Below are 25,021 nucleotides of genomic sequence, written 5' to 3' on the forward strand. Positions count from 1 at the left end.
TGCCCCCGCCAGGGCCGTATGGCATTCTGGCGGCTCTTTTCAACGGCTTTCAATTCTTCTTATCCAGGCCCGCTCCATGTCCAGCATTTCCAGCCCCGTCCTTGGCACGCCCCTGTCCCCCCTGGCCACCCGAGTCATGCTGCTCGGTTCGGGCGAATTGGGCAAAGAGGTCATCATTGCCCTGCAAAGGCTGGGCGTGGAAGTCATTGCGGTGGATCGGTACGCCGACGCGCCGGGCCATCAGGTGGCGCACCGTGCGCATGTGGTGTCCATGACCGACGCGGACGCCCTGAAAAAGATCATCCAGCAGGAACAGCCGCACGTTATTGTCCCCGAAATCGAGGCCATTGCCACCAGTTTGCTGGTCGAGCTGGAAGCGGCGGGCGTGGCCCGCGTGACACCGACCGCGCGCGCCGCCCAGTTGACCATGAACCGCGAGGGCATTCGCCGCCTGGCGGCCGAGACGTTGGGCCTGCCCACTTCTCCCTACCGTTTTGTCGACACCGAAGAAGAACTGCGCGCCGCCATCGACGGCGGCATCGGCTACCCCTGCGTCATCAAACCGGTGATGTCCTCGTCCGGCAAGGGCCAATCCGTCATCAAAAGCGCGGATGACGTCGCCCAATCGTGGCGCTACGCCCAGGAAGGCGGCCGGGTGGGCGGCGGCCGGGCGATTGTTGAAGGATTCATCCGCTTCGACTACGAAATCACGCTGCTGACGGTGCGTGCGCGCGGCGCCGACGGCAAGGTCGAAACCCGTTACTGCGAGCCCATCGGCCACAAGCAGGTTGACGGTGACTACGTTGAAAGCTGGCAGCCGCATCCCATGTCGCCCGCCGCGCTGGAACGCGCCCGCGAAATCGCGCTGGCCGTCACCTCGGACCTGGGCGGGCTGGGCATCTTCGGGGTCGAGCTGTTCGTGGCGGGGGACCAGGTCTGGTTTTCGGAAGTCAGCCCGCGTCCGCACGACACGGGCATGGTCACCATGATTACCCAAACCCAGAACGAATTTGAATTGCACGCCCGCGCCTTGCTGGGCCTGCCGGTGGACACCAGCCTGCGCCAGCCCGGCGCCAGCAGCGTGATCTATGGCGGCGTGGACGCCGCCGCCGTGTCCTTCCATAACGTGGCCGACGCGCTGACCGAACCCGGCACCGACATCCGGCTGTTCGGCAAGCCCGAATCCTTCGTCAAGCGCCGCATGGGCGTGGGCCTGGCCGTGGCCGACGACGTGGCCGCCGCGCGCGCCAAGGCCAAGCGCGTTTGCGCCGCGGTCACCGTCAAGGCGGGCTGAGGCACGGGCATGTCCGCCCGGGTCCATTGGGCCCCCCGGCTCTATTAAATAGCCGCCCGTATTTTCCCTGTCCTCGCAGCCACCGCGCCCTCCGGGCCGGTGGCTGTTGTCGTTGCCTGTCATCCCCACCCGTGAACGTCGCTTTCCCGCCGTCGTTTTCCTGCCACGATGCGTCGCTTGCGTCTTTGCCCCTGCCGATATTGTGGTTTGCGCAATCGCACAGTTTGTTCGATAATTTCAGTAATTTCTGAAAACGGTGTAACTAGATACGTCCAAAACTCCGTGCACTTGTCCTACGGCGCAATAAACACATGGTTCTTACCCCTCAAAACGAACGTTTCGTCTTGCACTTTGGCGAAATGGGCAGCCGCTGGGGTGTGAATCGCACCGTTGGCCAGATCTACGCGCTGCTGTTCCTGCACCCCGACCCCCTGAACGCCGACGAGATTGCCGATACGCTGGGTTTTTCGCGCTCGAATGTCAGCCTGGGTCTGAAGGAATTGCAGTCGTGGCGCCTGGTCAAGCTGGTCCACCAAGTGGGCGACCGGCGCGATTACTTCGAAACGCCCAAAGACGTGTGGGAAATCTTCCGCATCCTGATGGAAGAAAAGCGCAAACGCGAAATCAATCCCACGATGACCCTGCTGCGCGACACCTTGCTGGAGACCCCGTCAGGCCCCAACGACGCCTACGCGCAACAACGCATGACCGAAATGCTGGAACTCATCGAGCTGTCGTCCGGATGGTTCGATGAGGTTCAACGCCTGCCCCCGGAGACCGTGCAAAAGCTCATGCGACTGGGTTCGCAAGTGCAGAAAGTGCTGGGCTTCGCCGGCAAATTGCGGGGCAAGGACTGAGTTTCCATGCGCCCCGATTTTTCAGGAAATTGCTATGACGTTGTATTCATCGCCCGTAACATGGCGCCAGAGTCGGCCGGGGAACCACGCCGGTTGCCACGGTGTCTTGACTGCTTGGGAGCGCCCCAATGATTGATCTAGACGTCGTCAACCTGTCGCGATTCCAGTTTGCCGCGACCGCGCTTTACCATTTCCTGTTCGTTCCCCTCACGCTTGGCCTGTCGTTCATGCTGGCCATCATGGAAAGCGTGTACGTCATGACCGGCCGCCCCATCTGGAAACGGATGACGATGTTCTGGGGCACGCTGTTCGGCATCAACTTTGCATTGGGTGTAGCCACCGGCGTGGTGATGGAATTCCAGTTCGGCATGAACTGGTCCTACTACAGCCACTACGTGGGCGATATCTTCGGCGCGCCGCTTGCGCTGGAAGGGCTGATGGCCTTCTTCCTGGAAGCCACCTTCGTCGGCCTGTTCTTCTTCGGCTGGAACCGCATGTCCAAGGTCAGCCACCTGGTTGTGACCTGGCTGGTGGCGTTCGGCACAAACTTCTCGGCGCTGTGGATTTTGATCGCCAACGGCTGGATGCAGAATCCGGTGGGCGCCATTTTCAACCCCGACACCATGCGCATGGAGATGACCGACTTCGCGGCGGTGATCTTCAACCCGGTGGCGCAGGCCAAGTTCGTGCACACGGTCAGCGCCGGCTACGTCGCGGGCGCCATGTTCGTGATGTCGATCAGCGCGTGGTACCTGCTTAAGGGCCGTCATACCGACCTGGCCAAGCGTTCGATGGCCGTGGCCGCCAGCTTCGGTCTGGCGGGCGCGCTCTCGGTGGTGGTGCTGGGTGACGAAAGCGGCTACCTGACCACCGAGCATCAGAAGATGAAGATCGCGGCCATGGAGTCAATGTGGCACACCGAGCCGGCGCCCGCATCCTTCAACCTGATCGCGATTCCCAACCAGGCCGAACGCAAGAACGACTTCGCCATCGAGATCCCGTACGTCATGGGCATCATCGGCACGCGTTCGCTGACCACGCCGCTGCTGGGTATCGACGACCTGATCCTGCGCGCCGAAAACCGCATCCGCGACGGCATGGTGGCGTATGACGCCTTGCAGAAGATCCGCGCCAACCCCAAGGATACGGACGCGCGCATGGTCTTTGACAAGACCTGGCCCGACTTGGGCTACGCCTTGCTGGTCAAGCGCTATCAGGAAGACATGACCAAGGTGACCGAGGCCGACATCAAGCAGGCCGCGATCGATACCGTGCCCAACGTGGCGCCGCTGTTCTGGGCGTTCCGCATCATGGTCGCGGTGGGCATGTACCTGATCCTGTTCTTCGGCGTGGCGTTCTGGCTGGCCTCGCGCGGCCGCCTGGACAGCCGCCGTGGCTTGCTGAAGGTGGCGCTGTGGAGCTTGCCGCTGCCCTGGGTCGCCATTGAAAGCGGTTGGTTCGTGGCCGAGTACGGCCGCCAGCCCTGGGTGATCGAAGGCGTGCTGCCCACGTATTACGCGGCATCCGGCCTGACGATTGCCGACCTGGCCATCAGCCTTGCCATCTTCCTGGTGCTGTACACCGTCTTGCTGATCATCGGCGTGAAGGTCATGTTGCACGCCATCAAGGCGGGTCCGAAATCCGATGGGCCGGTGGCAAGCGACGCCGCCGCCGATCCTGTGCGCGCCGCCGTGCGCGCCTAAGCGGAGACAAGCACATGGATACCCTGATTCCTTTTGATTACGGCACCTTGCGTGTCATCTGGTGGGTGCTGCTGGGCGCCTTGCTGATTGGTTTTGCCGTCATGGACGGCTTTGACCTGGGCGTGGCCGCCTTGCTGCCCGTGGTGGCCAAGACGGACGCCGAACGCCGCATCGTCATCAACGTTGTCGGCCCGGTCTGGGAAGGCAACCAGGTGTGGTTGATCACGGCGGGCGGCGCCATCTTTGCCGCCTGGCCGCTGTTATACGCAGCATCCTTCTCGGGCTTCTACCTGGCGATGATGCTGGTGCTGATTGCGCTGATCCTGCGTCCTGTGGGCTTCAAGTACCGCAGCAAGATGGAAGGCACGCGCTGGCGCAACAGCTGGGATGGCGTGCTGTGCTTTTCGGGCGTGGTGGCCTCGCTGGTGTTCGGCGTGGCCATGGGCAACATCATCCTGGGCGTGCCGTTCACCTTTGACCCCGTGACGTTGCGGCCCATCTACGAAGGGCACTTCTATCAGCTGTTCGCGCCGTTCGCCTTGTTGGCCGGCGTGCTCAGCGTGGTGATGCTGGCGATGCACGGCGCGGTGCTGCTGGCCTGGCGCACGGACGATCCCGTGTCCTCGCGTGCCCGCAACTGGGGCCGGCTGGCCGGCCTGCTGACCGCGGCGTTGTTCGTGGCGGGCGGCTTCTGGGTGGCCGGCGGCATTGGCGGCCACACCATCACCAGCGCGGTCAACATGGGTGGCCCGTCCGACCCCATGCTCAAGACCGTGGCGGTGCAGTCGGGCGCGTGGATGGCCAACTATGCGACGTGGCCGTTGATGTGGATCGCGCCCGCGCTGGGCGTGGGCGGCGCGCTGCTGGTGGTGCTGCTGCTGACGGCGCGCGCCAACATGCTGGCGTTCCTGGCGTCGGCGTTGTCGATCACGGGCGTCATCCTGACGGTGGGTTTTGCACTGTTCCCGTTCGTCATGCCGTCCTCGACCAAGCCGCAAGCCGGCCTGACCATCTGGGACGGTTCGTCCAGCCACCTGACGCTGTGGATCATGGTGATTGCCGTGGCTGTGTTCCTGCCGATCGTGACGCTGTACACCGCCTGGGTGTATCGCGTCATGCGCGGCAAGGTCACCCATGAATCCGTGGGCGGCACGCCCAATTCGTACTAAAAGGAGCCGCCTCATGTGGTATTTCTCATGGATACTCGGCCTGGGCCTGGCATGCGCTTTTGCCATCCTCAACGCCATGTGGTTCGAGCTGCGCGAAGGTCACTCGCACGACCCGCGCGTCAGCCGTAACGACGAGTGAGCGGCGGCGCAAGCAGCCTGGAGCACGACCCGTCGGCCAGTTTGCAGAAACCACCGCGCGAACAATCGCGGTGGTTGATGACGCTGGCCAACGCGGCCAGGCCCGGTTTGATGCTCGCAGGCGCCGCGCCGCTGGTCAGCGGCGCGTTGCTGGTGGTGCAGGCGTGGTTGTTGGCGCGTGTACTGGACGCCGCAATCGTTCAGCACGTGCCGCGCCAGCAACTGCTGACCAGCATCCTGGCCATTGCGGCGTTGATGCTGCTGCGCGCCACCATCACCTGGGCGGGCGAACGTGCCGGCGCGGATGCCGCCGAACGCATTAAGCGCCACGTGCGCCAGTCCTTGTTTTCCCGCATGGTGGCCAAGGGGCCTTACTGGACTCGTGGCAAGGCCTCGGGCGAATTGGCCAGCGCGGTCGTGGACCAGGTGGAAGCGCTGGACGGCTTCTTTGCCAAGTACCTGCCCGCCATGGCCGCCGCCGCGCTGTTGCCCGTGGCGTTTTCGGTGGTGCTGCTGCCGGTGGACGTGGTGGCCGGCCTGGTGCTGCTGATCACCGCGCCGCTGATTCCCTTGTTCATGGCGCTGGTGGGGTGGGGCGCGCAAGGCGCCAGCCGCCGGCACCTGCGCGCGTTTGCGCGCTTGTCGGGCTTTTTCGCGGATCGCTTGCGCGGTCTGTCCACGTTGAAGCTGTACGGCCGCGCCGACGCCGAGGCCGCCTCGGTTGTCGCCGCCAGCGATGCGCTGCGCCAGCGCACGATGTCGGTGTTGCGCATCGCGTTCCTGTCGTCTGCCGTGCTGGAATTCTTCGCCGCGCTGGGCGTGGCGGGCGTGGCGGTGTACATCGGTCTGACGTACCTGGGTTTCCTGGATGTGCGCTGGTCGCCGCTGACCTTGCAGGCGGGTTTGTTCTGCCTGCTGATGGCGCCGGAAGTCTACGCGCCGCTGCGCCAGTTCGCCGCGCACTATCACGACCGCGCCACGGCGCTGGCCGCCGTGACGCAGATCGCGGTGCTGTTCGACGGCTTGCCCACGGATGGCGCCGCCGAGCCGGCGCGGCCGCAATCGCAGACCCTGCCGCACGCCACTGTCCGATCCCACCCGTCCGGCGTCGCGCTGTCGGTGTCTGCGCTGACCGTTCTGGCCCCGGGCCGAACGCAACCGGTGCTGTCTGATGCCTCGCTAACCCTCGCGCCCGGCGAACACGCCGCCTTGATGGGGCCCAGCGGCATCGGCAAGTCCACGCTGATCGAGGCCGTCGCCCGGCTGCGTCCCTGCCAGGGCAATATCCTCATCGACGGCCAGCCGCTGGAAGCGTGGGACGAAGCCGCATTGCGCGGGCGGGTAGCGTTGATCGGCCAGACGCCGCAGCTATTGGCCGGGTCCATCGCCGACAACATCCGCCTGGGCCGCCCGGCCGCGTCCGATGAAGACGTGCACGAGGCCGCGCGCCGCGCGTGCGTGCTGGCGTTTACCGACACCTTGCCGCAGGGCTTGGATACGCGGCTGGGTAGCCGCGGCCATGGCTTGTCTGGCGGACAAGCCCAGCGCGTGGCGCTGGCGCGCTTGTTCCTGCGCGACCCGGGACTGGTCCTGCTGGACGAACCCACCGCGCATCTGGACGAAACGACGCAGGCGCGTGTGCTGGACGAGATCGTTGAATTTTCCAAAGGCCGCACCTTGTTGCTGTCCACGCATTCGCCGGCTGTGGCCGCGCGCGTGGGCCAGGTGCTTCGGCTTGCGAACGGAAGATTGGAAGCTGCATGAAGAACCTGCTGTTACTGCTCCCTCTATACGCGCGCCGAAAAAGCGGGCTTTTACTCGCATTATTCTGTGCGCTGGCCACCGTCGCTGCCGGCGTCGGCTTGCTTGGCGTGTCGGGCTGGTTCCTGACGGGCGCGGCGTTGGCGGGGGCGGGCGGTGTGTTCAACCTGTTCGCGCCGTCCGCGCTGGTGCGTGGGCTGTCATTCCTGCGCATCGTGTCCCGCTACGCCGATCGCGTGGTGGGCCATTCCGCCACGCTGCGCCTGTTGGCCGACTTGCGCGCCATGGTGTTTGCCGCACTGATCCGTTTGACGCCACGGCAACTGGCCCGCTATCGCAGCGGCGACCTGGTCGCGCGCATGACGGGTGACGTCGACGCATTGGATACGGTGTTCCTGTTCGTGCTGGCGCCCTTGGCGACGGCCGTGTTGGCCGGCGCCGTCCTGACCGCCGTGTTGGGCATGTGGGTGCCGGCAGCGGCGTTGACGTTTGCGCTGGCCTTGCTGACCGCCTGCGTGCTGGTGCCGCTGTGGTTGCTGCGGGCCGCGAAAAAACCCGGCGCGGCCGCCCAGGAAAGCGCCGCCGGGTTGCGCGCGGCAACCTTGGACGCCGTGGAAGGTCACGCCGACATGGTCGCGCTGCATACGCAGGCGCAGACCGCCGAACATTTTCAGCACCTGTGTAAGGCCAGCGCGCAAGCTCGGCGCAGCCAGGCGCGTGTGGCCGCGCGCGGGCAGTGGTTCTTGCAGGTCGCCGCCGGCGTGTCGGTGCTGGCATTGCTGTGGTTCGGCCTGGGCACCCACGAAGCAGGCGGTATCGACGGCCCCGTACTGGTCGGGCTACTGCTGGCGGTGATAGGCATTTTTGAGGTGGCCGGCCCCATCATGCGAGGGGCGTCGCGCATGGGCTCCGCCATGACTGCCGCCGCCCGCATCCGCGAAGTCACGCAGGCCCAACCCGACATGCAAGACCCCACCCACCCACGCGCCTTGCCCGAAAGCGGCGCGCTGGCGCTGGACGGGGTCACGTTCCGCTACCCGGCGCGGTCGGCTGACGACAGCCCGATCGTGCTGGACGGCATCCAGTTGCATGTCGAACCGGGCGAACGCGTGGCCGTTCTGGGCGCCAGCGGCGCGGGCAAGTCCACGCTGCTACACCTGATCCTGCGGCTGGAAGATCCGCAAGCCGGGCAGGTGCGTTTCGGTGGCGTGGACGCCCGCGCGTGCACGCAACGTGATTGGCACCGCCGCATCGCCTTGCTGTCGCAAGATGCTCCCGTATTCCTGGGCACGCTGCGCACCAATCTGTTGATCGGCGATGCCGACGCCGACGACACGGCATTGTGGCGCGCGCTGGACGCCGCCCGCCTGGGCGACTTTGTTCGCGCGCTGCCGGAAGGGCTGGACACCTGGGCAGGTGAAACGGGGTCGCAGTTGTCGGCCGGGCAGGCGCGCCGCCTGTGTCTGGCGCGCGCCCTGTTGTCGCCGGCGGCCGTTATTGTGCTGGACGAACCCACCGCCGGGCTGGACGCCGCTGCCGAGGCCAGCTTCTTCAATGACCTGGAACGCGCGGTAGCCGGCCGCTCGGTGGTGCTGGTGACGCACGCCGCGCTACCCCCCGGCGCCGTGCACCGCAGCCTGCAATTGTGCAATGGTCAATTACATGACTTGTCACCGCAGGCGGCAATCCTGGCTTAAGCGCGGTGGCAGGGTTATAGTTCGCCTTGCTTCAATTCTTCAGGCCCGCCTTTCATGCAGACCGACAACGCCGAGACCATCCGGCGCACCATCCGCAGCGTTCCGGACTGGCCCCAACCTGGTGTCATCTTCCGCGACATCACGCCCGTCCTGCAGGACCCGCGGGCGTTCCGGGTTTTGATCGATCTGTTCGTCTACCGCTACATGCGCCAACGCCTTGACCTGGTGGCCGGCATCGACGCGCGCGGTTTCATCGTGGGCAGCGTGCTGGCCTACGAGCTGAACCTGGGCTTTGTGCCCGTGCGCAAAAAGGGCAAGCTACCTTTCCGCACCGTGGCCGAGGAATATTCGCTGGAATATGGCAATGCCGCCGTCGAGATGCACACGGATTCCGTGCGCACCGGCCAGCGCGTGCTGCTGGTCGACGACCTGATCGCCACGGGCGGCACCATGCTGGCGGCCATCAAGCTGTTGCAGCGACTGGGCGCCAACGTGGTCGAGGCCGCCGCGATTATCGACCTGCCCGATCTGGGGGGCTCGAGCAAAGTGGCCGAAACCGGCACGCCGCTTTTCACCGTCTGTCAGTACGGCGCGGCCACGCCCTAAACCTAGGTCGCGCTTAGGAATCCGACAGCCTGGGCTGGATGAAATCCAGAAACGCCTTGGTCTTGGCGGGCAGCATGCGCGAGGGCAGCAACGCAAACAACGGCAGCGGCGTGAGGCTCCAGTCGGGCAGCACCCGCACCAGCCCGGACTGCTTGATGGCGCGTTCCATCGCGTCGAACACCAGCAGCGGCGTAATGCCCAGCCCCTGGCTGGCCAGCCGCCCCAACATGCCGACGTTGTTGGCGGACAGCCTGCCCGACACCTGCACGCGTTCCACCTTGTCTCCCGAATGCAGCATCCAGAAGGATGATTCCTCGCGCATGGTGGGGCGCAGGCATTCGTGGTGGGTCAGGTCGCCCGGCACACGCGGTTCGCCATAGCGTGCCAGGTAATCCGGCGACGCGTAAAGCTGGTGCGCCATCAGTACGATCTTGCGCGAAATCAAGCTGGAATCGGGTTGCTGCCCAAAGCGCAGGATCAGGTCAAACGGATTGCTGATCGGGTCGATCGGACGCATGCTCAGATCGAAATCGCATTCGATGTCGGGATGCTGCTCGCGAAATTCGCTGATGACGGCCGGCAGGAAAAGCTGGGCCAGGCTGGTCGGCAGCGAGATACGCAGGCGCCCTTTGGGCTGCACCGCCATGTCCAGCAACTGGTCGTGCGCGATGCGCGCTTCTTCAACGATGTGCCGGCAGCGCTCGAAGTAAATGGCGCCGGCTTCGGTCAGGTCGATCTTGCGCGTGCTGCGGTTCAGCAGCCGCATGCCAACGCTGCGTTCCAGTTCACTGACGCGGCGCGACAGCGTGGACGTTGGAATATTCAAGGCTTCGGCGGCGTGGCTGAAGTTCTTGCGCTTGGCGACTTCGACAAAAAGCGCGATGTCGTTAAGCTGGATATCCATGGGGTCCTCGACTCTCTAAATTCCATTTCTGGCAGGTTTGTATGATAAATGGATTTATTGTCCCGCCAGCTGAAATGTCTATTTCCTTGCGCTGAAGGTCCGCTTCCTTGTTGGCGCTTCCCGATTTCGCTGCGTTGGCTTGCGGGAAGCTGAATGCCCGCACGGCTTGCGGCGCCTTGGCGCCGCTGTCACGCTTAAGACACCCCACCCAATTGCGCAACCGTTGCACAGCGGCGGCCGGATACATTCTGCGATTGTCCCATCCGTGCAAATATGTTCCCCAAATTAAGGGTTTTTACTAGGCGCGATTTTCCAGATACTTCGTCCCAGCAATCAAACAGTCACATCGCGGCCGCCATTCTGGCGCCGCACGCTGTGCAAGGTTTAGGATGGAGTCATCACAATGAAAGCCCTAGCAACCGCACTCATGGTTACCGCAACCCTGGTTGGCATGTCCGCCGCCCACGCCGATGGCAAGACGCGTGAACAGGTCCAACAAGAACTGCAAGCCGCCAAGGCCGCCGGTCAGGTCACGTTTGGTGAACTGGACTACCCGCCCGCCACCGTGCAGCAAACTGGTCTGACGCGCGATCAGGTTCAGCAAGAACTGCAAAGCGCCAAGGCCGCCGGCCAGGTCACCACCGCTGAACTGGACTACCCGCCTCGCGCCGCCGTGTCGCAATCCGGTGGCAAGACGCGCGAACAGGTGCGCCAGGAACTGGCCGAAGCCAAGGCGCGCGGCGAATACACCTTTGGCGAATTGGACTACCCGCCCAAGGGCAAGTAAGCCCACCTATTGTTTTATTGCACTGCCCGCTGGTCACGAAGAACCCCTTGAGACGCCAAGGGGTTTTTTATTTGCCGGCCATTTTTGTCGGCATGTGGGAAGCCCCGCACACTGTGGCGTTTTTGCCGCACAACTGGTCGAGGCGCACAACAAGTGCTGTCGGAAAATTCCGCCACATCGAAGTCGTCCGCGCCGCGCGCGACGCAATGGCGAGCAAACATTCGCATTTATTTTCAAGGCCTTAAGCGTGGCGCGATGTCGCCAAGCCAGGCTTGCGCGGCGGGATTATCCCAACCATGGAAAGTAGTTCGTCGAAATCCGTGTTACTTCGCGTTGCAGCCCGCCGGACACTAGCGTCAGTGCAGACGCCGCATGCGGATCGCAGCGGCACGCAGCAGGCCCGCCGCTTGGGCGCGGCCGCTGCGCATGCCTTTTCATCTCGCCATTTTGGGGTAACTGTTATGAAGAAGACGCTATTGGCCGTCGCGTTGCTGGCAGGCTTTGCCGGCGCCGCGCAAGCCGCCGACTCCGTGACGCTGTACGGCTTGATCGACGCCGGTATCGGCTACGAACAAGTGAAATTCAACGGTGTGAAGCAAAGCCGTATTGGCGGCGTGCAGGGCGTGAGCAGCGGCTCGCGCTTCGGCCTGCGCGGCACGGAGGACCTGGGCGACGGCCTGCGCGCCGTGTTCACCCTGGAAGGCGGCTTTGGCCCGATGAACGGCAAGTCGGCCCAGAACGGCCGCCTGTTCGGTCGTCAAGCCACGGTCGGGCTGGACAGCGATTCCTGGGGCCGTCTGGAATTCGGTCGTCAAACGAACCTGGCGTCCAAGTACTTCGGCTCCATCGACCCGTTCTCGATCAGCTACAACACCGCCAACATGGGTACGACGTTCGGCAGCGCCAATACGATGCGCCTGGACAACATGGTGCTGTATCAAACGCCCAGCCTGGGCGGCTTCAAGGCCGGCGTGGGCTATTCGTTCAGCGCGGATGACACCGTCAGCGACACCACGCAGACCGGCTTTGCCACCGGCAACAACAACCGCGTGCTGACCGTAGGCGCGCAGTACGTGAACGGCCCGTTGAACCTGGCCGCCGCGTATGACCGCTTCGACCCGACCAACGATCGCGTTGGCGGCAAGAGTGCCGCGCGCATTCAGGAATACATCGTCGGCGGTTCGTACGACTTTGAAGTGGTGAAGCTGGCTGCCGCATTCGGCCAGACGCGCGACGGCTGGTTCGTTGGCCAGAACATGGGCACCACGCCGGAAGGCATGAACAACCTGGGTTCGTTCAAGCTGGCCGACGGCTTTCGCGCCAATTCGTACATGATCGGCGCCACCGTTCCGTTGGGCCGTCACGCCGTGTTCGGTTCGTGGCAGCGCGCCACCCCCGGCAACGACAAACTGACGGGCGATGACGCCACGTTCAACGTGTACAGCCTGGGCTATACCTACGACTTCACCAAGCGCACCAACCTGTACGCGTACGCGTCCTACGGCGACAACTACGCGTTCCAGCACGACGCACGCGACACCGCCGTCGCCGTGGGCTTGCGCCACCGCTTCTAATCGGCGGGACGTCTGGCTGAACCCTGCTGAATGCGCGGCTTATCTCCGTAGGCCGCCGAGTGACAGCGAGCCCCCCTTGGGTTCGGCCGGGCGTCTTTGACGGACAGAAGGGAAGGGCCTCCAGATGGAGGCCCTCTCGCATTGGGGCGGCGCGTGGTGTGGTGGCGCGTCGTCTACAGGAACAGCTTGTAGGCCGGGTTCTCGGTTTCGTTCCAGTGCGGGTAGCCCAGTTCGGCCACAAACGCGCGAAACTGTTTCTTGTCGGCGGGCGGCACCTGGATGCCGATCAGGATGCGGCCATAGTCGGCGCCCTGGTTGCGATAGTGGAACAGGCTGATGTTCCAGTCCGGATTCATCGCGTTCAAAAAACGCATCAGCGCGCCCGGGCGTTCCGGGAATTCAAAGCGGTACAGCAGTTCGTTGCGCGCCAGCGCCGACCGGCCGCCCACCATGTGGCGCAAGTGCGTCTTGGCCATTTCGTCGTGCGTCAGGTCCAGCGTGTCAAAGCCGTGGCGGCGGAAATTGGCGGCAATCTTGTCAGGCTCGGCGGCCGAGGACACCTGGATGCCCACGAACACATGCGCGCGGTCCGCGTCGGATATCCGATAGTTGAATTCGGTCACGCTGCGTTCGCCCACCAGTTCGCAGAAGCGGCGGAAGCTGCCGCGTTGTTCTGGCATGGTCACGGCAAAGACGGCTTCGCGCATTTCACCGACTTCGGCGCGCTCGGCCACGAAGCGCAGGCGGTCGAAGTTCATGTTGGCGCCGCAGGCGATCGCCACCAGCGTCTTGCCCTTCAGGTTGTGTTCGGCGGCGTATTGCTTGGCGCCGGCCACGGCCATGGCGCCCGCCGGTTCCAGCACGCTGCGCGTGTCCTGGAACACGTCCTTGATCGCGGCGCAGATCGAATCCGTGTTGACCACGACAAAGTCGTCCACGTACTGCCGCGTAAGCTTGAAGGTTTCGGCGCCCACCATCTTGACGGCGGTGCCGTCCGAGAACAGCCCGACGTCATTGAGCTGCACGCGGCGGCCGGCGCGCACGCTGCGCAGCATGGCGTCGGAGTCTTCCGTCTGCACGCCGATAATCTTGATCTCGGGGCGCAACTGCTTGATATAGGCAGCCACGCCGGAAATCAGGCCGCCGCCGCCGATGGCCACGAAGATGGCGTGGATGGGGCCCGGGTGCTGGCGCAAGATCTCCATGCCCACCGTGCCCTGACCCGCGATCACGTCGGGGTCGTCAAAGGGGTGGACGAAGGTCAGCTTTTCTTTCTTCTCAAGGGTTTGCGCGTGCGCGAAGGCGTCGGTGAAGCTCTCGCCGGCCAGCACCACTTCGCCACCCAGGCGGCGCACCGCGTCCACCTTTACCTGGGGGCTGGTCGTGGGCATGACGATGACGGCGCGGCAGCCCAGCCGGCTGGCGGCCAGCGCCACGCCCTGGGCATGGTTGCCGGCCGAGGCGGCAATCACGCCCCGGTTCAGTGCAGCCGGCGGCAGGTTCGCCATCTTGTTATAGGCGCCGCGCAGCTTGAAGCTGAACACTGCCTGGGTGTCTTCACGCTTGAGCAGCACCGTGTTCGACATGCGCGCGGACAGCTGGGGCGCGGCCTCCAGCGGCGATTCCACCGCCACGTCGTAAACCTTCGAAGTCAGGATGCGTTTCAGATAATCAGTGGACATGGGGCCGCGCAAAGAAGCAAAAGTGAGGATTGGGCGAGATTATTGCAGGGAAAGCCGCGTCGCCCGTCAGGTTTCTGGTTGCGATGCCGCGACGTGGACACGCGGGCCGGTTCGATTCCTGATCGTCATTTCACTGCGCGCGGCTACACTCGCTCCTCATGGAAGAAAGCCTCTTATCCGCTGTTCACTGGTTGCTGGGAATGTTGGCGCTGCCCTCGGTGGGCCTGTCCGCCATCTTCACGGTGTCGCTGATATCCGCCACCTTGCTGCCGCTGGGCTCCGAGCCGGCGGTGTTCGGCTTCATCAAGCTGGCGCCCGATATGTTCTGGCCCGCCATCCTGGTGGCCACCGCCGGCAACACCGTGGGCGGGGCAATCAGCTACTGGATGGGCGTAGGCGCTGAAAAAGCCGTGCAACGGTGGAAGGAAAAGCACCCGCATCCGCATCCGGACGCCACCGAAGGCGGGCGCATGCGCGGCCGCTGGAACGAACGCGCGCATGACTGGCTGCACCGCATGGGCCCGCCCGCGCTGCTCTTGTCCTGGCTGCCCGCCGTGGGCGATCCGCTTTGCGCCGTGGCCGGCTGGCTGCGTTTGTCGTTCTGGCCGTGCGTGGTCTATATGGCTATCGGCAAATTCCTGCGCTACCTGGCCATGACGGCCAGCCTGCTGTGGTTCTTCCCTGGCCAGATCTAAGCACCAACTTTCGTTTAATCGGGGACGGTACATGCCGTTTTCCCCGCGCCATGGGCCGGCTTCCTAGGGGTATTAGGGGTCAAGTCCGGCCAATGGCATAAAATAATTTTTTATGGGCCCCTCTTGCCGCCATGAACGCCCCACTCGCTAGCCACATCTTGAACGGGGCGATGCCGCCCGCCGCTCCCGCGCGATTGCGCGAAATCCCCTACAACTACACGTCGTTTTCCGACCGCGAGATTGTCGGCCGGCTGTTGGGCGATGACGCCTGGAGCCTGCTGTCCGACCTGCGCGGCGAACGCCGTACCGGCCGCTCCGCGCGGATGCTGTACGAAGTGCTGGGCGATATCTGGGTGGTGCGGCGCAACCCGTACCTGCAAGACGACCTGCTGGACAACCCCAAGCGCCGCAAGCAGCTGATCGACGCCCTGCATCATCGCCTGAGCGAAATCGATCGCCGCCGCGAGCCGGGTTCGCCCACCGAAGAAGGCCACGACCCGCATCGCGACGAGAAGGTCGTTGGCCTGCTGGCCCGCGCCCGTTCCGCGATTGCTGCCTTCGAAGGGGAATTCGACCAGACCACCATGATGCGCAAGCAGGCGCAGAAGGTGCTGGGCCGCATCACCGCGCGCGACAACATCAAGTTCGACGGCCTGTCACGCGTATCCCACGTGACGGACGCCACCGACTGGCGCGTGGAATACCCGTTCGTGGTGCTGACCCCCGATTCCGAAGACGAAATCGCCGCGCTGGTCACCGCCTGTATTGAACTGGGCCTGACCATCGTGCCGCGCGGCGGCGGCACCGGCTACACCGGCGGCGCCATCCCGCTGACCTGGAAGTCGGCCGTCATCAACACCGAAAAATTCGACAAGCTGGGCAAGGTCGAGTCCTGTATCTTGCCCGGCCTGACCGAGCCCGTGGCCGTCATCCATGCCGGCGCCGGCGTCGTCACCAAGCGCGTCTCCGAAGCGGCCGAGGCCGCCGGTTTCGTATTTGCCGTGGACCCGACTTCGGCCGAAGCGTCGTGCGTGGGCGGCAATATCGCCATGAACGCCGGCGGCAAGAAGGCCGTGCTGTGGGGCACCGCGCTGGATAACCTGGCCTGGTGGCGCATGGTGGACCCGGACGGCAACTGGCTGGAAGTCACCCGCCTGGAACACAACATGGGCAAGATCCATGACGTGGAAACGGCGCGCTTCGAACTCAAGTGGTTCGACGGCAAGGGCAAGCCCGGCGAGCGCCTGCTGAAAACCGAGTTGCTTGAAATCAAGGGTCGGGTGTTCCGCAAGGAAGGCCTGGGCAAGGACGTTACCGACAAGTTCCTGGCGGGCCTGCCCGGCATTCAGAAGGAAGGTTGCGACGGCCTGATCACGTCGGCACGCTGGGTGCTGCACCGCATGCCGCGCCACACGCGCACGGTCTGTATGGAATTCTTCGGGCAGGCGCGCGACGCCATCCCGTCGATTGTCGAGGTCAAGGGCTATCTGGACGGCGAAGGCAAGGCGCGTGGCGCCATCCTGGCCGGCCTGGAACACCTGGACGAACGCTATCTGCGCGCGGTCGGCTACGCCACCAAGAGCAAGCGCGGCGTGCTGCCCAAGATGGTCCTGATCGGCGACATCGTCGGCGACGACGATGATGCCGTAGCGGCAGCCGCCAGCGAAGTCGTGCGCCTGGCCAACACGCGCCATGGCGAAGGCTTCGTGGCCGTCAGCCCCGAGGCGCGCAAGAAGTTCTGGCTGGACCGCTCGCGCACCGCCGCCATCGCGCGCCATACCAACGCCTTCAAGATCAACGAAGACGTGGTGATCCCGCTGCCCCGCATGGGCGAATACACGGATCACATCGAACGCATCAACATCGAACTGTCGACCAGCAACAAGCTCAAGCTGCTGGGCGCGCTGGATGCCTACCTGTGCACGCCGCTGCCGGTGGGCAAGGCCGACGACGCCGATATCGAAAGCACCCGCGCCGAAGTGCTGGCCGACCGCACGCGCCAGGCGCTTGAGCTGCTGGGCAGCGTGCGCCAGCGCTGGCAATGGCTGCTGGACAACCTGGACCTGCCGCTGGCGCAGGCGCTGCCCGAACTGCAAGCGCTGGGCCTGGGCGACGTCCAGGCCACGCTGACCGACCGCCTGGCCGCGCAGCCCACCGCGCGCGTCTTCGACGTGGTGCAGGACCGCACCATCCGCGTGTCCTGGAAGACCGAAGTGCTGGCGGGTTTGCAGCGCACGTTCTCGGGCGCGTCGTACAAGAAGATCGTCGACGAACTCGTCGCCATCCACGGCCGCGTATTGAAAAGCCGCGTGTTTGTCGCGCTGCACATGCACGCCGGGGACGGCAATGTGCACACCAACATCCCGGTCAACTCGGACGACTACGAAATGCTGCGCGAGGCCCATCAGGCCGTCGACCGCATCATGCAGATCGCCCGCGACCTGGACGGTGTGATCTCGGGCGAACACGGCATCGGCCTGACCAAGTACGAATTCCTGACGGAAGCCGAACTGGCGCCGTTCCAGGACTACAAGCGTCGCGTGGACCCCAACGGCCACTTCAACGCCGGCAAGCTGATGCCGGGCGCCGACCTGCGCCACGCCTGGACGCCCAGCTTCAACCTGATGGGCCACGAGTCGCTGATCATGCAGCAAAGCGACATCGGCGCCATTTCGGAATCCATCAAGGACTGCCTGCGTTGCGGCAAGTGCAAGCCGGTGTGCGCCACCCACGTGCCGCGCGCCAACCTGCTGTATTCGCCCCGCAACAAGATCCTGGCCACCTCCTTGCTGGTGGAAGCGTTCCTGTACGAAGAGCAGACCCGCCGCGGCGTCAGCCTGAAGCACTGGGAAGAATTCGAAGACGTTGCCGACCACTGCACGGTCTGCCACAAGTGCTACAACCCCTGTCCGGTCGATATCGACTTTGGCGACGTGTCGATGAACATGCGCGCCGTGCTGCGCCGCATGGGCCGCAAGTCGTTCAACCCGGGCACGGCCAGCGCCATGTTCTTCCTGAACGCCAAGGACCCGGCCACCATCAACGCGACGCGCAAGGCGATGGTGGGCGTGGGCTACAAGGTGCAGCGCGCGGCGCATGACCTGTTCTCCGGCCTGGTGAAAAAGCAGACGGCCAAGCCGCCGGCCACCGTCGGCAAGCCGCCGCTGCGCGAGCAGATCATTCACTTCGTGAACAAGAAGATGCCCGGCGGACTGCCCAAGCAGGCGGCGCGCAAGCTGCTGGACATCGAAGACGCGAACTACGTGCCGATCATTCGTGACCCCAAGGCCACGACCGCCGACACCGAAGCCGTGTTCTATTTCCCCGGTTGCGGTTCCGAACGCCTGTTCTCGCAGGTGGGCCTGGCCACGCAAGCCATGCTGTGGCACGCCGGTGTGCAAACGGTCTTGCCGCCGGGTTACCTGTGCTGCGGCTACCCCCAGCGCGGCAACGGCATGACCGACAAGGCCGAGCAGATCATCACCGACAACCGGGTGCTGTTCCACCGCGTTGCCAACACGCTGAACTACCTGGACATCAAGACCGTGGTGGTCAGCTGCGGCACCTGCTACGACCAGCTGTCGGGCTATGAATTCGACAAGATCTTCCCGGGTTGCCGCCTGATCGACATCCACGAATACCTGCTGGAAAAGGGCATCAAGCTAGAAGGCGCCAAGGGCGTGCGCTACATGTATCACGACCCTTGCCACACTCCGATGAAGCTGCAAGAGCCGATGAAGACGGTTCGCGCCCTGGTCGGCGACGAAGCCATCAAGAGCGACCGCTGCTGCGGGGAATCGGGCACCTTGGCGGTCAGCCGGCCCGACATCTCGACGCAGGTGCGCTTTCGCAAGCAGGAAGAGCTGCTCAAGGGCGATGCCGCGCTGCGCGGCGACGGCTTTGCGGGCGACGTGAAGGTGCTGACGTCCTGCCCGTCGTGCTTGCAGGGCTTGTCGCGCTATGAAGGCGACGTCAAGATGGAAGCCGACTATATCGTCGTCGAAATGGCCCGCCACATCCTGGGCGAAGGCTGGATGGAAGACTACGTGAAACGCGCCAACGCCGGCGGTATCGAGCGCGTGCTGGTGTAAAGCGGCCCCCGCCTGACCCCATGAAAAAACCCGCGTTCAGCGATGAACGCGGGTTTTTTATCGCCTGGCCGAATGACGGATCACTCCAGCTTGATGTTGGCCTTCTTGATCACGTCGGCCCAGGCGCTGCGCTCTTGTTCGGCATAGGCCTTGAAGTCCTGCGCGGACATCGGCATCGGGATCACCCCCATGTCCAGCATCTTTTGCGACACGGCGGGGCTTTTCAGCGTGGCGTCCAAATCAGCCGACAGCTTCTTCACCACCGCTTCCGGCACGCCGGCCGGGCCCACCAGGCCTTGCCAGGCGTAGGCCGTGAAGTTGGCCACGCCTTGTTCAGCCATGGTCGGCGTGTCGGGCAAGACCGACACGCGTTCCGGTGTGGCAGCGGCCAGCACGCGCAGCTTGCCCGCCTTGACGTTGGGCAGGCCCGAGGCCAGGTCAATGAACATCACGTCCACCTGTCCGCCCAGCAGATCCTGGATGGCGGGCGCCGCGCCCTTGTAGGGCACGTGCAACAGGTTGGCGCCGGTGCGCTGCTTGAACAGCTCAAGCGCCAGATGGTGCGGCGAACCCGCGCCGGCCGACGCCGCGGTCAGCTTGCCGGGCTCTTTCTTGGCGGCATCCAGCACGTCCTGCACCGTCTTGTACGGCGAATTCACGTTCACGGCCAACAGCAGCGGAAACTTGGCAATGCCACCGATGTAGGTGAACTTGGCCGGATCGTAGGACAGCTTGGCGTACAGCGACGAGTTGAACGCCAGAGTGCCCGAGTCCGCCGTGCCCACCATGTAGCCGGTGGGTTCTGCCTGCGCGATGGCGGTGGCGCCGATGATGGTGGCCGCGCCGGGGCGGTTTTCCACCACGATGGTCTGGCCCAACGATTTTTCCAGACCGCTGGCGACGGTGCGCGCCACCACATCGGTGCCGCCGCCGGCCGGGTACGGCACGATCCAGCGGACGGGTTGCGTGGGCCACGATTGGGCGGATGCCGTGGCGGCGGCCAACGACAGGGCGGCCAGCGCCAATAGGCGCCGTGCGGAATGTTGCATGGGGTGTCTCCTCGTGCGGGATCAAAGTTTGAGCGCGACGCGGGCGGTCGTGTTCTGCGCCGTCGGTTCGCGCCGCTATTTTTTGCGCCGCTATTATGCTCGCGTTCGACGTGAAAAGGGGGCCGCCCGGCCCCCTGTTTTCCCGCATCGCGCTACCCCGTTATTGCGGGTCGGGGTAGGTGCGGGCGCCGAAAATCGCCGTGCCGATGCGCACTTCGGTCGAGCCTTCCTCGATGGCCAGTTCGAAGTCGCCGCTCATGCCCATCGACAGCCGGTCCAGCGACACGCCCTCGATGTTTTCGGACAGCAGGCTGTCGCGCAGCATGCGCAGGGCGCGAAAGCAGGCCCGGACCTGTTCTGGATCGGGCGAATTGACGGCCAGCGTCATCAACCCCTTGACGTGCAACGTGGGAAATTCGGCCGCGATGCGCCGCAGGAAGGCCGACACGTCTTCAGGCGCCATGCCGAACTTGCTGGGCTCGGAAGACGTTTTCACCTGCACCAGCACGTCCAGCGTGCGGCCTTCATTCAGCAGGCGGCGATGCAGGGCTTCGGCCAGGTCGACGCGGTCCAGCGACTGCACTTCGGTGGCGTCGCGCGCGGCGTCCTTGGCCTTGTTGGTCTGCAAATGGCCGATCAGCACCCATTGCAGGCCCTGGCCGGCCAGGGCAGCCGCCTTCTGCCGGATTTCCTGGGTTTTGTTTTCACCAAAGCGCGTCATGCCCAGCGCCATGGCTTCGCGGATCGCGTCCACCTCGAAGGTCTTGCTGACGGGCAGCAGCACCACGCTGTCCGGGCTGCGCCCGGCGCGCGCGCAGGCGTCGGCAATGCGTTGGTGGATGTGGGCAATGCGCCCGGCCATGGTGTCTTCGACGGTCATGCAGCTCTCTTGCAGGAACAGGATGTCCCATAGTGTAGGACTGCGCGCGATCGTTTCGCCACACGATGCGCGCCAGTCGTTGACCCTGCGTAATACGCAGGCTTAGAATTTGCGGAGATTTGTTTATATTTCAATGTTCTATGCCCTCCGGCGCCGCCCCAGCGGGCGACACGGTTTCCCACCTTCCCCAGTCTCCCGCCATGTCCAGCGCTGCGCCAGAATACGCCTTTGCCACGCCTTTCCTGAATCCCCCCGCTTCCCCCATCCGATCGCTGATGCCGTACGCGTTGCGTCCCGGCACCATTTCGCTGGCCGGCGGCTACCCCGCGCAGGAACTGTTTGACGTCGAGGGCTTGTCGGTGGCGTCCACCCAGGTCATGTCGCGGCTGGGTGCCTGCCTGCAATATTCCAATATCGACGGCCAGGCCAGCCTGCGTAACGAACTGGCCCGCCTGTCCGCCGCGCGTGGCCTGCATTGCAATGCCGACACCGAACTGGTGGTAACGGGCGGGTCGCAGCAGGCGCTGGCGCTGTTGACGCGGGTGATGCTGCAACCGGGCGACCACGCCATCATCGAATCGCCCGCGTTCCCCAATTCCGTGCAGGCGTTGCGCTACACCGGGGCCACGGTGCACACGGTGGCCTCCGGCCCGGACGGTATCGACGTGGATGCGCTGGACGAGCTGGCCGCGCGGATCAAGCCGAAGATGGTTTGCGTCGTGGCCTCGTTCTCGAACCCTTGCGGGGCGACCATTTCGCGCCAGCGCCGCCTGCGCTTGCTGGAACTGGCCGTCAAGCACCGCTTCCTGATCGTTGAAGACGACCCGTACAGCGAACTGCGCTTTGCCGGCGAAGCCGTGCCGCCCATCGCGGCCCTGGCGGAAGGCGAAGCCCGCCACTGGGCCGTATACCTGGCCAGCATGTCCAAGACCATGGCGCCCGCGCTGCGCATCGGCTGGCTGATCGCCCCGCCTGAAATCCGTCGCCGCTGCGTCAGCGCCAAGGCGGCCGACGATATGGCCTCGTCGGCGTGGATCCAGGAAGTGGTGGCGCAATACCTGGCCAACGGCCGCTATGACGAACACGTGCCGCGCATTCGCGCCGCCTATGGCCAGCGCTGCGATGCGATGGCCCAGGCGTTGGCGCGCGAACTGGACGGCCGCGTCAGCTTCAGCAAGCCCGAAGGCGGCATGTTCTTCTGGGCACGGCTGACGGGCGATGTGGACGCGACGCGCCTGTTGCCGTACGCGATTGAACACGAAGTGGTTTATGTACCCGGCAAGGCGTTCTACGCCAACGTCGAACAGGCCGACCTGTTCGCCATGCGCATGTCGTTTGCCACCATGAATGAAGCGGAAATTGCGCAGGGCATGGTGCGTTTGGGTCGCGCGCTGGACGCTTGCGTAGCCAACGAGCCGGTGTCGATTTCGTTGGCGGCGTAGGGGCCCAGGCACCCGGTCGCCGCCGCGCATACCTTAATGAGCGCTTGTTATTTGGCGCGGGCGCTTCATGTCTATAAGCTTCTTGCCTCGGCGCGTCCGCGCGCCCGGTACAACAGGAATCCAGGTCATGAACATTGCAAAAGGGTTGGTGGGCGCGGCGCTATTGGTAGCGGCGGCGCAGGGCGCGCAGGCGGCAACGGTAGACGTCGTGCGCCAGCGTGGCGCCGTGGCTTGCGGCACGACCACGGGCTTTGCCGGCTTTTCCGCGCCCGACGCGCAAGGCAAGTGGCAAGGGCTGGACGTAGACCTTTGCCGCGCCATCGCCGCGGCGGTCTTTGGCGATGCCAACAAGATCAAGGTGGTGCCGCTGAACTCGCAGCAGCGCTTCACCGCGTTGCAATCGGGCGAAGTGGATGTGCTGACGCGCAACACCACCGTCACACAGCAGCGCGACACGGCGCTGGGCATCATCCATGCCGGCATCAATTTCTACGACGGCCAGGGCTTTCTGGTGCCCAAGTCGCTGGGCGTGAAAAGCGCCAAGGATATCAACGGCGCAACCATCTGCCTGCAAACGGGCACGTCCAACGAAAACACGCTGGCCGACTGGGCGCGCGCCAACAACGTCACGTACAAGCCGGTGGTGATCGAGACCTTCAACGAAGTGGTCAACGCCTTCGCCGCGGGCCGTTGCGACGTGTTCTCGACGGACGCGTCGGGCCTGGCGTCGATCCGTATCTCCAAACTGCAAAATCCCGACGACTACGTCGTGCTGCCCGAGATCATTTCTAAAGAACCGCTGGGCCCGTTCGTGCGCCAGGGTGACGATACGTGGCTGAACATTGTGCGTTGGTCGCTGTCGGCAATGATAGAAGCCGAAGAATACGGCGTCACGTCCAAGAACGTGGACGAGCAGCTGAAAAGCGCCAACCCCAACATCAAGCGCATTCTGGGCGTAACGCCCGGCAGCGGCGCGAACCTGGGCCTGGACGAAAAATGGGCCTACAACATCGTCAAGCAGGTGGGCAATTACGGCGAGAGCTTTGAACGGAACGTGGGCGAAGGCAGCCCGCTGAAGATCAAGCGCGGCCTGAATGCGCAATGGACGCAAGGCGGCTTGATGTACGCGTTGCCGATCCGCTGACCGGCGGGGTTACAGGGTTGCGGTAACGCCGCACCCCGGCTCCAAGCCCGTCATCCGCGCCGATACAGCTGCGCGATCTTCACAAAGGCCGCGCGCAGTTCCCGCGTGCCGCCCTGGATGATGACGGGTTTGCCTCGGTGCGTGAATATCACCAGACGTTTGGAAAACAGCATGGGCACGAAGCGCGCATAGCGTACGTCTTCCCAGGCCACTTCGCGACGCGTGAACCAGGTTTGGCGCAGCCCGCGATCGTCGATCGTGGTGATCGACGTTTGCATGTGCCAGGACACGAACAGCAGCCCCACAAAGCACAGCACCACCACCACGGCCAGCACGGTGTCGAACGGCTGCGCGGGGGCGCGAATTGCGGTGGTGACCACCTGCACGCCCAGCACCGCCAGGATCACCCAGGCCAGAATGCGAACCCAGTCGGGCCAGGCCTGGCCCGACAACGGCAATGGGCCGATCTCGCGCAGCACGGCCGCGCGATCTTCAATAGAAGGGGCGGGGCCAGGCGAGGTCATGCCGCCCGTTTGGCCGCGATGGCATTGCCCGCGCGGCTGGAACCCTTGCGGTTCAGGTTGGCCGACATCCACTGGCCGATGTCGACCACGGCGTCAAAGTCCACGCCCGTGTCGATGTCCAGCCCGCGCAACATGTACAGCACGTCTTCGGTGGCGACGTTGCCCGTGGCGCCCTTCGCGTAGGGGCAGCCGCCCAGCCCGGCAACCGACGTATGGAAGATCGAGATGCCGGTTTCCAACGCGGCCAGGATGTTGGCCAGCGCCTGGCCGTAGGTGTCATGGAAATGGCCGGACACGCGCGCCGGGTCGACCACGCGGGTAACCGCCGTCATCACGTCGCGCACCAACTGCGGCGTGCCCACGCCGATGGTGTCGGCCACGTCGATTTCATCGACCTGCATTGCCAGGTAGCGTTGCGCCACGTCCACCACCGATGCAATCGGAACCTCGCCTTGATACGGACAGCCCAGCGCGCAGCTGATGCTGCCGCGCACGCGGATGCCGGCGTCGCGCGCGGCTTGCACCACGGGTTCGAAGCGGGAGATGGATTCGGCGATGGAGCAGTTGATGTTCTTTTGCGAAAACGCTTCGCTGGCGGCGCCGAAGATGACGATTTCGTCCGCGCCGGCGGCCAGCGCGCCTTCAAAGCCCTTCATGTTCGGCGTCAGCACGGAATAAATCGTGCCCGGGCGCCGTTCGATGCGCGCCATGACGTCGGCGCCATCGGCCATCTGCGGCACCCACTTGGGCGACACGAACGACGCGGCTTCCACATTGGGGAAGCCCGCGGCGGACAGGCGGTTGACCAGCTCGACCTTGATGTCGGTCGGCACGAATTCCTTTTCATTTTGCAGACCGTCGCGGGGCGACACTTCGACGATCTTCACGCGGGAGGGCAAAGCCATGTCTCTTCCTGGTTCGATTTGGGTGACGCGTCGCGCAACACTGCGGCGCCATCGCCAATATTAGCGCCATCGCCGCGCGCCGGGCCTGCGCGCTTACGCGGGTGTTGGGCCATTGGATG

At 64.5% G+C, this 25,021-nt stretch carries 20 protein-coding genes; 14 read left to right on the forward strand and 6 right to left on the reverse strand.

The genetic code is table 11. The annotated features are described in order from the left end of the window. Window positions 1-76 precede the first annotated feature (76 nt). From purT to V6F88_RS11975, 8 genes are all read left to right on the forward strand, one after another. Window positions 77-1,294, forward strand: a complete 1,218-nt coding sequence (gene purT / locus V6F88_RS11940; protein WP_332609693.1) for a formate-dependent phosphoribosylglycinamide formyltransferase — start codon at window positions 77-79, stop codon at window positions 1,292-1,294. Window positions 1,295-1,605: 311 nt separating this feature from the next. Next, window positions 1,606-2,151 (forward strand): GbsR/MarR family transcriptional regulator, encoded by a 546-nt coding sequence (locus V6F88_RS11945; RefSeq protein ID WP_332609694.1) that lies wholly within the window; start codon window positions 1,606-1,608, stop codon window positions 2,149-2,151. Window positions 2,152-2,279: 128 nt separating this feature from the next. Further along, on the forward strand, window positions 2,280-3,854 hold the full coding sequence (locus V6F88_RS11950; RefSeq protein WP_332609696.1) for a cytochrome ubiquinol oxidase subunit I: 1,575 nt from the start codon (window positions 2,280-2,282) through the stop codon (window positions 3,852-3,854). A gap of 14 nt (window positions 3,855-3,868) precedes the next feature. Further along, a complete protein-coding gene (gene cydB / locus V6F88_RS11955; RefSeq protein WP_104142637.1) occupies window positions 3,869-5,023 on the forward strand; it encodes a cytochrome d ubiquinol oxidase subunit II in 1,155 nt (384 codons plus the stop codon). A gap of 13 nt (window positions 5,024-5,036) precedes the next feature. Then, complete coding sequence (gene cydX, locus V6F88_RS11960) at window positions 5,037-5,162, forward strand: cytochrome bd-I oxidase subunit CydX (RefSeq protein WP_046803087.1); 126 nt, start codon at window positions 5,037-5,039, stop codon at window positions 5,160-5,162. Then, on the forward strand, window positions 5,159-6,925 hold the full coding sequence (gene cydD / locus V6F88_RS11965; RefSeq protein ID WP_442880290.1) for a thiol reductant ABC exporter subunit CydD: 1,767 nt from the start codon (window positions 5,159-5,161) through the stop codon (window positions 6,923-6,925). Before cydX ends, cydD begins: the two co-directional genes overlap by 4 nt. Then, window positions 6,922-8,619, forward strand: a complete 1,698-nt coding sequence (cydC, locus tag V6F88_RS11970; protein WP_332609700.1) for a thiol reductant ABC exporter subunit CydC — start codon at window positions 6,922-6,924, stop codon at window positions 8,617-8,619. The genes cydD and cydC overlap by 4 nt, the downstream gene beginning before the upstream one ends. 54 nt (window positions 8,620-8,673) lie before the next feature. Next, complete coding sequence (locus tag V6F88_RS11975; protein WP_332609702.1) at window positions 8,674-9,225, forward strand: adenine phosphoribosyltransferase; 552 nt, start codon at window positions 8,674-8,676, stop codon at window positions 9,223-9,225. A 13-nt stretch (window positions 9,226-9,238) separates the two neighbouring features. Here the strand turns inward: V6F88_RS11975 and V6F88_RS11980 are convergent, their stop codons facing one another. Next, window positions 9,239-10,129 carry a LysR family transcriptional regulator gene (locus tag V6F88_RS11980; RefSeq protein WP_046803091.1) on the reverse strand — a complete coding sequence of 297 codons (891 nt, stop codon included), beginning with the start codon at window positions 10,127-10,129 and terminating at the stop codon, window positions 9,239-9,241. Between the two features lie 403 nt (window positions 10,130-10,532). On the opposite strand from V6F88_RS11980, the gene V6F88_RS11985 reads away from it, so the two are divergent. Together V6F88_RS11985 and V6F88_RS11990 are read left to right on the forward strand one after the other, a co-directional pair. Next, window positions 10,533-10,916 carry a DUF4148 domain-containing protein gene (locus tag V6F88_RS11985; RefSeq protein ID WP_332609705.1) on the forward strand — a complete coding sequence of 128 codons (384 nt, stop codon included), beginning with the start codon at window positions 10,533-10,535 and terminating at the stop codon, window positions 10,914-10,916. Window positions 10,917-11,377: 461 nt separating this feature from the next. Beyond that, window positions 11,378-12,490, forward strand: coding sequence for a porin (locus V6F88_RS11990; protein ID WP_332609707.1), 1,113 nt, complete (start codon window positions 11,378-11,380; stop codon window positions 12,488-12,490). A gap of 173 nt (window positions 12,491-12,663) precedes the next feature. Here V6F88_RS11990 and ilvA read toward each other — a convergent pair whose 3' ends face one another. Continuing rightward, on the reverse strand, window positions 12,664-14,172 hold the full coding sequence (gene ilvA / locus V6F88_RS11995) for a threonine ammonia-lyase, biosynthetic (protein ID WP_332609709.1): 1,509 nt from the start codon (window positions 14,170-14,172) through the stop codon (window positions 12,664-12,666). Window positions 14,173-14,330: 158 nt separating this feature from the next. On the opposite strand from ilvA, the gene V6F88_RS12000 reads away from it, so the two are divergent. Continuing rightward, on the forward strand, window positions 14,331-14,867 hold the full coding sequence (locus V6F88_RS12000; protein ID WP_332609711.1) for a YqaA family protein: 537 nt from the start codon (window positions 14,331-14,333) through the stop codon (window positions 14,865-14,867). A gap of 131 nt (window positions 14,868-14,998) precedes the next feature. Continuing rightward, window positions 14,999-18,958 (forward strand): FAD/FMN-binding oxidoreductase, encoded by a 3,960-nt coding sequence (locus V6F88_RS12005; protein ID WP_332609713.1) that lies wholly within the window; start codon window positions 14,999-15,001, stop codon window positions 18,956-18,958. 80 nt (window positions 18,959-19,038) lie between these two features. Here the strand turns inward: V6F88_RS12005 and V6F88_RS12010 are convergent, their stop codons facing one another. Further along, window positions 19,039-20,007, reverse strand: coding sequence for a Bug family tripartite tricarboxylate transporter substrate binding protein (locus V6F88_RS12010; RefSeq protein ID WP_332609715.1), 969 nt, complete (start codon window positions 20,005-20,007; stop codon window positions 19,039-19,041). 160 nt (window positions 20,008-20,167) lie between these two features. Then, complete coding sequence (locus V6F88_RS12015; RefSeq protein WP_332609717.1) at window positions 20,168-20,887, reverse strand: YggS family pyridoxal phosphate-dependent enzyme; 720 nt, start codon at window positions 20,885-20,887, stop codon at window positions 20,168-20,170. A gap of 200 nt (window positions 20,888-21,087) precedes the next feature. Between V6F88_RS12015 and V6F88_RS12020 the strand changes: the two genes are divergently transcribed. Continuing rightward, on the forward strand, window positions 21,088-22,329 hold the full coding sequence (locus V6F88_RS12020; RefSeq protein WP_332609719.1) for an aminotransferase-like domain-containing protein: 1,242 nt from the start codon (window positions 21,088-21,090) through the stop codon (window positions 22,327-22,329). Window positions 22,330-22,456: 127 nt separating this feature from the next. Then, window positions 22,457-23,473 (forward strand): amino acid ABC transporter substrate-binding protein, encoded by a 1,017-nt coding sequence (locus V6F88_RS12025; protein WP_104142648.1) that lies wholly within the window; start codon window positions 22,457-22,459, stop codon window positions 23,471-23,473. A gap of 50 nt (window positions 23,474-23,523) precedes the next feature. Here the strand turns inward: V6F88_RS12025 and V6F88_RS12030 are convergent, their stop codons facing one another. Further along, entirely contained in the window at window positions 23,524-23,997 is a 474-nt protein-coding gene (locus tag V6F88_RS12030) for a hypothetical protein (protein WP_332609722.1), read from the reverse strand. Then, window positions 23,994-24,902, reverse strand: coding sequence for a hydroxymethylglutaryl-CoA lyase (locus V6F88_RS12035; RefSeq protein ID WP_332609724.1), 909 nt, complete (start codon window positions 24,900-24,902; stop codon window positions 23,994-23,996). Before V6F88_RS12035 ends, V6F88_RS12030 begins: the two co-directional genes overlap by 4 nt. Window positions 24,903-25,021 lie beyond the last annotated feature (119 nt).

The sequence above is a fragment of the Achromobacter sp. ESBL13 genome (assembly GCF_036668755.1).
Classification (GTDB): domain Bacteria; phylum Pseudomonadota; class Gammaproteobacteria; order Burkholderiales; family Burkholderiaceae_B; genus Achromobacter.

Excerpts from the sequence above, each read along its gene's own strand:
- purT (WP_332609693.1), top strand. The coding sequence starts at position 77 with ATGTCCAGCATTTCCAGCCCCGTCCTTGGCACGCCCCTGTCCCCCCTG.
- V6F88_RS12010 (WP_332609715.1), bottom strand. The coding sequence starts at position 20,007 with ATGCAACATTCCGCACGGCGCCTATTGGCGCTGGCCGCCCTGTCGTTG.
- V6F88_RS11945 (WP_332609694.1), top strand. The coding sequence starts at position 1,606 with ATGGTTCTTACCCCTCAAAACGAACGTTTCGTCTTGCACTTTGGCGAA.
- V6F88_RS11990 (WP_332609707.1), top strand. The coding sequence starts at position 11,378 with ATGAAGAAGACGCTATTGGCCGTCGCGTTGCTGGCAGGCTTTGCCGGC.
- cydB (WP_104142637.1), top strand. The coding sequence starts at position 3,869 with ATGGATACCCTGATTCCTTTTGATTACGGCACCTTGCGTGTCATCTGG.
- cydC (WP_332609700.1), top strand. The coding sequence starts at position 6,922 with ATGAAGAACCTGCTGTTACTGCTCCCTCTATACGCGCGCCGAAAAAGC.
- ilvA (WP_332609709.1), bottom strand. The coding sequence starts at position 14,172 with ATGTCCACTGATTATCTGAAACGCATCCTGACTTCGAAGGTTTACGAC.
- V6F88_RS11975 (WP_332609702.1), top strand. The coding sequence starts at position 8,674 with ATGCAGACCGACAACGCCGAGACCATCCGGCGCACCATCCGCAGCGTT.
- V6F88_RS12020 (WP_332609719.1), top strand. The coding sequence starts at position 21,088 with ATGTCCAGCGCTGCGCCAGAATACGCCTTTGCCACGCCTTTCCTGAAT.
- V6F88_RS12030 (WP_332609722.1), bottom strand. The coding sequence starts at position 23,997 with ATGACCTCGCCTGGCCCCGCCCCTTCTATTGAAGATCGCGCGGCCGTG.
- V6F88_RS11980 (WP_046803091.1), bottom strand. The coding sequence starts at position 10,129 with ATGGATATCCAGCTTAACGACATCGCGCTTTTTGTCGAAGTCGCCAAG.
- cydX (WP_046803087.1), top strand. The coding sequence starts at position 5,037 with ATGTGGTATTTCTCATGGATACTCGGCCTGGGCCTGGCATGCGCTTTT.
- V6F88_RS12000 (WP_332609711.1), top strand. The coding sequence starts at position 14,331 with ATGGAAGAAAGCCTCTTATCCGCTGTTCACTGGTTGCTGGGAATGTTG.
- V6F88_RS12015 (WP_332609717.1), bottom strand. The coding sequence starts at position 20,887 with ATGACCGTCGAAGACACCATGGCCGGGCGCATTGCCCACATCCACCAA.
- V6F88_RS12005 (WP_332609713.1), top strand. The coding sequence starts at position 14,999 with ATGAACGCCCCACTCGCTAGCCACATCTTGAACGGGGCGATGCCGCCC.
- V6F88_RS11985 (WP_332609705.1), top strand. The coding sequence starts at position 10,533 with ATGAAAGCCCTAGCAACCGCACTCATGGTTACCGCAACCCTGGTTGGC.
- V6F88_RS12025 (WP_104142648.1), top strand. The coding sequence starts at position 22,457 with ATGAACATTGCAAAAGGGTTGGTGGGCGCGGCGCTATTGGTAGCGGCG.
- V6F88_RS12035 (WP_332609724.1), bottom strand. The coding sequence starts at position 24,902 with ATGGCTTTGCCCTCCCGCGTGAAGATCGTCGAAGTGTCGCCCCGCGAC.
- V6F88_RS11950 (WP_332609696.1), top strand. The coding sequence starts at position 2,280 with ATGATTGATCTAGACGTCGTCAACCTGTCGCGATTCCAGTTTGCCGCG.